5 protein-coding genes are annotated in these 4,982 nt (G+C 66.4%); 2 read left to right on the forward strand and 3 right to left on the reverse strand.

Translation table 11 applies throughout. From position 1 onward, the window contains the following. Window positions 1-26: 26 nt before the first annotated feature. Window positions 27-1,610 carry an MFS transporter gene (locus tag CVO76_RS15145; protein ID WP_208739982.1) on the reverse strand — a complete coding sequence of 528 codons (1,584 nt, stop codon included), beginning with the start codon at window positions 1,608-1,610 and terminating at the stop codon, window positions 27-29. A gap of 61 nt (window positions 1,611-1,671) precedes the next feature. Here CVO76_RS15145 and CVO76_RS17535 point away from each other — a divergent pair, with 61 nt between their 5' ends. Continuing rightward, complete coding sequence (locus CVO76_RS17535; RefSeq protein ID WP_208739983.1) at window positions 1,672-2,229, forward strand: TetR/AcrR family transcriptional regulator; 558 nt, start codon at window positions 1,672-1,674, stop codon at window positions 2,227-2,229. 86 nt (window positions 2,230-2,315) lie between these two features. Then, window positions 2,316-2,732 carry a large conductance mechanosensitive channel protein MscL gene (mscL, locus tag CVO76_RS15155; protein ID WP_208739984.1) on the forward strand — a complete coding sequence of 139 codons (417 nt, stop codon included), beginning with the start codon at window positions 2,316-2,318 and terminating at the stop codon, window positions 2,730-2,732. 828 nt (window positions 2,733-3,560) lie between these two features. Here the strand turns inward: mscL and CVO76_RS15160 are convergent. Next, window positions 3,561-4,490: a hypothetical protein gene (locus CVO76_RS15160; RefSeq protein ID WP_208739985.1), complete on the reverse strand. Its 930-nt coding sequence runs from the start codon at window positions 4,488-4,490 to the stop codon at window positions 3,561-3,563. A 236-nt stretch (window positions 4,491-4,726) separates the two neighbouring features. Next, window positions 4,727-4,982 (reverse strand): hypothetical protein (locus CVO76_RS15165; protein ID WP_208739986.1); only part of this gene is annotated, 256 nt, incomplete at its 5' end.

A 4,982-nucleotide genomic window follows, 5' to 3' on the forward strand; every position in this document is an offset into this window, starting at 1 on the left:
GAAGCACCGGCGCCGCCGCCGTCGTCCTACGGGCGGGCCTCGACCGCCGCGGCCCTGGCCTCGCCGCGCAGGCTCCACGCCGCGAGGACCGCTGCCCCGACCATGAGGAGGGCAGCGATCCCGGAGGTCACCGTGACGCCGCTGTCGAAAGCGGAGAAGGCCGAGTCCCGGAGCAGGGACGCGCTCGTGGGGCCGAGCTGCGTCGCCACCTCGACGGCGCCGCCGAGGGTCTCGGTGGACGTGTCCGCCTGCGTCGAGCTGAGGCCCGCAGGGAGCCGCAGGTTCTGCTGGTAGGACGCGAGCAGGATACTGCCGAGCACGGCCGTGCCGAGGACCGAGCCCACCTCGTAGGCGGTCTCCGAGACGGCGGACGCCGCACCCGCCTTCGCGGCGGGCACCGAGGACAGGATGAGGTCGTTCGAGACCGTCTCCGACGCGCCCACGCCGATGCCGAGGATGACGAAGGCGATCATCAGGAAGCCTGCCGAGCCGCCCTCACCCAGCAGGGCGATCATCGAGTAGGCGGCCGCCGAGAAGAGCAGTGCCACCGGGACCACGGCGTGCGGGGGCAGCCTGCGGGCGAGCGGCACGACGGCGAGGCCGGCGATGATCGTCACCACGAGGCCCGGCAGCAGGACGAGCCCGGCATCGAGGGGGCTGTACCCGAGGACCAGCTGCAGGTGCTGCGAGACGAAGAACAGGAAGCCGACGAGTGAGAAGATCGCGAGCAGGTTGACCAGGACGGCCCCGGTGAAGGCGCGGACCCTGAACAGGCGGACGTCGAGCATGGGATCGCGACGCCGCAGCTGGCGCACCACGAACGCCGTGCCGGCGGCGAGGCCGATGAACGCGGCCGTCACCGAGACGAGCAGCGGTCCGCCCTTCGCGAGGTTCTTGATGGCGTAGACGACCGGCAGCATGGTCGCGATGGACAGGACGATGCCGGCGTAGTCCACGCGTCCCGGGGCGGCGTCCCTGGATTCGGGCACCACGGCCGGGGTCAGCGCGAGCATGAGCACGAGCACGGGCACGGCGAGGAGGAACACGGAGCCCCACCAGAAGTGCTCGAGCAGGGCGCCGCCGAGCAGCGGGCCGAGGGCCGCGCCGGCCGAGAACCCGGCGGCCCAGACGGCGATGGCGACGCGCCGCTGGTTGCGATCCGCGAAGATGTTGCGGATCAGCGAGAGGGTCGAGGGCATGAGCATGGCGCCGAAGACGCCGAGGCCCACGCGTGCCGCGACGAGGAATCCGGCGGTCGGTGCGAAGGCGGCCATGACGGAGAAGAGGGCGAAGCCGGCCGCTCCGATCATGAGCAGCCGGCGCCGGCCGAAGCGGTCGCCGAAGCTGCCCATTGCCACGAGCAGTCCCGCCAGGACGAGGGGGTAGCTGTCGACGATCCAGAGGAGTGTCGTGCCGCTCGTCGCGAAGTGGCGGGAGATCTCGGGCAGCGCGAAGCTCAGCACGGTGTTGTCGACCGAGACCAGCAGCACCGGCAGCATCAGCACGGCAAGGGCGAACCATTCGCGGCGGCCGGCAAGGGATACGGGGGAGGAGGGAACGGCACGCGGGTTCACCTCGGACACACGTGCGGAGGGGGAGGGTGTTGTCATCCCTCTAAGCTATACCGTCCAGCCGGTACAGTACAATAAAAGTGACCGGTATCATCGTGGGGTGTCAACTTCCCGCGAGCGCATCCTCGACAGCTTCGAGAACGCGCTGATCCGTGACGGCGAACGGGCCGCCACCATGGAGGCGGTCGCCGCCGCCGCCGACGTCTCCAAGGGCGGCCTCCTGTACCACTTCCCCTCCAAGGAAGCCTTGGTGGAGGGCCTTGCCGACCGGCTCCGCGGCCTCGCCGACCGGGACCGGGAGTCCATGGCCTCGGCCCCGGACGGAGCGGCACGCTACTACGTCAGGACCTCCGTCTTCGAGGACAGCGCCCTGGACCGCGCCCTCGTCTCGATGGCCCGCCTCGCGCAGCAGGGCCATCCGACGGCGAAGGCCTCGCTCGCCGAGATCCAGGAGCGATGGCTGGACGCCCTCGAGGCGCAGCTCGGTGACCGCACGACGGCGCGCGCCGTCAAACTGCTCGGCGACGGGCTCTACTACGATGCCGCCTTCTTCGCCTCGGCGGGCTCCGGGCGGACGAGGCCCGAGGAGATCGCCGAACTGCTCGACGTCGTCGACCTGATCGTCTCGGGACGCGGAGCCGGCGCCTCCCAGGAGTAGGCATGATGCCGGGTGGTCCCGGACGCCTTACTAGAGTGGGCCGTACAGCCACATCCGGCAGAACCACCGACCAGAGGGACGATCACGTGATCAAGGGTTTCAGGGACTTCATCCTGCGCGGGAACGTCATCGAACTGGCGATCGCGGTGGTGATCGGCAGTGCCTTCACCGCGCTCGTCGGCGCGTTCACGGCGAACATCATCCAGCCGGTCATCGCATCCGCGGGCGGGGTCGACGTCGGCCTCGGCTTCCGGATCCGCCCGGGGAACGACGCCACCTTCGTCGACATCGGAGCCGTCATCACGGCCGCGGTCACCTTCCTCATCACCGCAGCCGTGGTCTACTTCCTCTTCGTGATGCCGATGAACCGGGCGACCGCCCGCCTGCGCGCGCTCGCAGCACCCGAGGAACCCGCGGAGGAGCCCCTGCCCGTCGACACGGCGCTGCTCACCGAGATGCGCGACCTCCTCAAGGAGTTGGCCGCCCGGGAAGTCCGGCACTGAGGGCGCAGGCGGACGGCGACGCAGCGCGGCGACGGTACCTGTGCGGCGTTGCCGGCGCCGCCCCGGGCTGATGCGGTCACGCAGGGCGCCCGCGGTGTCGGGGGATCAACATCCCCGACGCCAGGTCAGTTGCTGGGAGTCGAGGTGATAGGTGGCGCTTGGACAGTCGGGCTCGGGTCCGCAGGAACAGGCTGCGGAGGGAGCCCTGTCGACGAGGACGCCGGCGGCCCGGACGGTGTAGGCGGCGACGGCTGGAGAGTTGTGGGCGGCGTCGGTGAAGGCGACGGATCGAGAGTCGTGGGCGGCGTTGGTGAAGGCGACGGATCGAGAGTTGTGGACGGCGAAGGTGGGACTGTCTTGTCGGAGGGACTATCGGCGTTCGCCTCAAGCGGCACCGAGATGCTTCTTGTTACCGGTTCCGCATCCCCGTCCTGTGTGGACGCAGTAACAACCACGCTTGCCTGTCGCACGCTATCTTCCACCCACTGCCCGCGCACTATGCAGGAATCTCCTGGTTTCAGAACCTCGAGACATTCATCCGAGATCAAGATGAACGACACGTTCCCACTCAGACCTACGTCAGGGACTATGTCCTGACTGCTGTCATTGCTTATCTCGATGGACTCGACTGCCCCAGCTTCCGCGACGGGCCCGCCATCATCGAAGTCGACCACCCAGCTGCTCTCCCCGATCCTCACACGGTTCACGACACCCTCGGGACCATCGGTTCCGGTAGCCTCGACTTCCGGTTCCGGTGCGCAGGCGCCGACAATCACGATGCACAAGAATAATGCCGCCGACTTCGCGATCGACCGTGGCTCCATCGGACTAGCCACCTCCCGGGTTGAATTCGATTCGATTCTCGGCGTCGTCGTCCAGGATTATCGCAACACCAGACGTTCTCGACCAGCCTGCCGGCAGAAGGAAGTACTTGCCCGCACTCAGGGTGACAAATTTCAGTCCCGTATATTTGAAACGATACTTTCCGTCCGGAGAAGATATGACCTCTTCTTTCACGGGGCTTCCTATGGCCAGGGACTGAGAGCTGTAAACAGTGACCGAGGGACGCTGGTACAAATCTCGGGCGTACTCCCTGGATCGGCCGGTACCCAGCGCTCCTGCATATAAGGAGCACGCCCAGAAGAGGGCCACGACCACCAGGAGAACTACGGACACATAGCCGAGCTTCTCCCACACGGGTAAGTGCCTGGTTTCTCGATTGTTCAGCGCAGACAGACAGCGCAGCACCCAGAAACCGTAAGCGCAAAGCCCGATTCCGCCGCCCAGGACCGCGGGCTCGAACAGGAAGAAAGTGGCGAAGGGTGGTTCTTCGAAGATGGACCAGACTGCGAGCAATGTGACAACGGTTCCCACCAGGAGGAGTAGCCATGCGCCGATCCTCAAAGGGACGAGACCAGTCAGCCGCCTGATCATGCTCGCCGTCACGGCGTACACTCCGATACAGACAACACCTACCAGCAGGATCAATATCGCTGGGACGATTATCGCATCGGCGCTTCGCAGGAGGTAATCGACTGTCGAGTACTCCAGAATGCTCTGATCGATGCCGAAATAAGCGGTCCGCGTCGCCGTCATCGTCCAGCCGAACCAGAATGACAAAGCAGTGGCGACGGTGGTCAGGGGCGCGATAATGGCAAACCACTGCAACAGCGAGTGGCTGAGATCTGCCCCCTTCGCGGTTGTAGTTGCCCCCCTACGTGGTGCGGCCCGTAGTCTTTCCGATTCGGATGTGTTCATCAGGCGCCTGCGCTGCGCGTTGTCGGGGCCTCCCGGAGTTCTGCTCAACGTCCGCGCCTCCTTCCAATGCCTCACTCCCGTCGTTCGACCGACGCGGGCGGACAGAATGGTGCCACTACCTATTTCCCCATCCTGAGCGTTACCACTCCGTTACTGCGCTTCAGCGGTCAGGTCGCTCGTGCATGATTTCTGCATATGTCATGCGTTCCCAGGTGAAGCTCAGGCCGACCACGAAGTCATTGCACGCAGGAGAGGCGAATCGTCACGTTGCGGGGGTGGCCTCCGGTCAGGATCGGGGTGCTTACCGTGGAGATCTGGTCGCCCCGACTGATGCGGCCGTCTCCGTCGAGGTCGGCGTGGACGCGAACTTCGTAGCGGCTCGTGGGGTCCACCTCGGGCACGGAGAGTACGAAGGTCAGACTCGTGACGCCTGGTGGATGTTCAGCAGTAAGGGAGAGGCGGGCCGCCACCACTGCGGCCGCCCCGCCCCGA

It is taken from the genome of Arthrobacter agilis (genome assembly GCF_002953615.1).
GTDB lineage: Bacteria > Actinomycetota > Actinomycetes > Actinomycetales > Micrococcaceae > Arthrobacter_D > Arthrobacter_D agilis_B.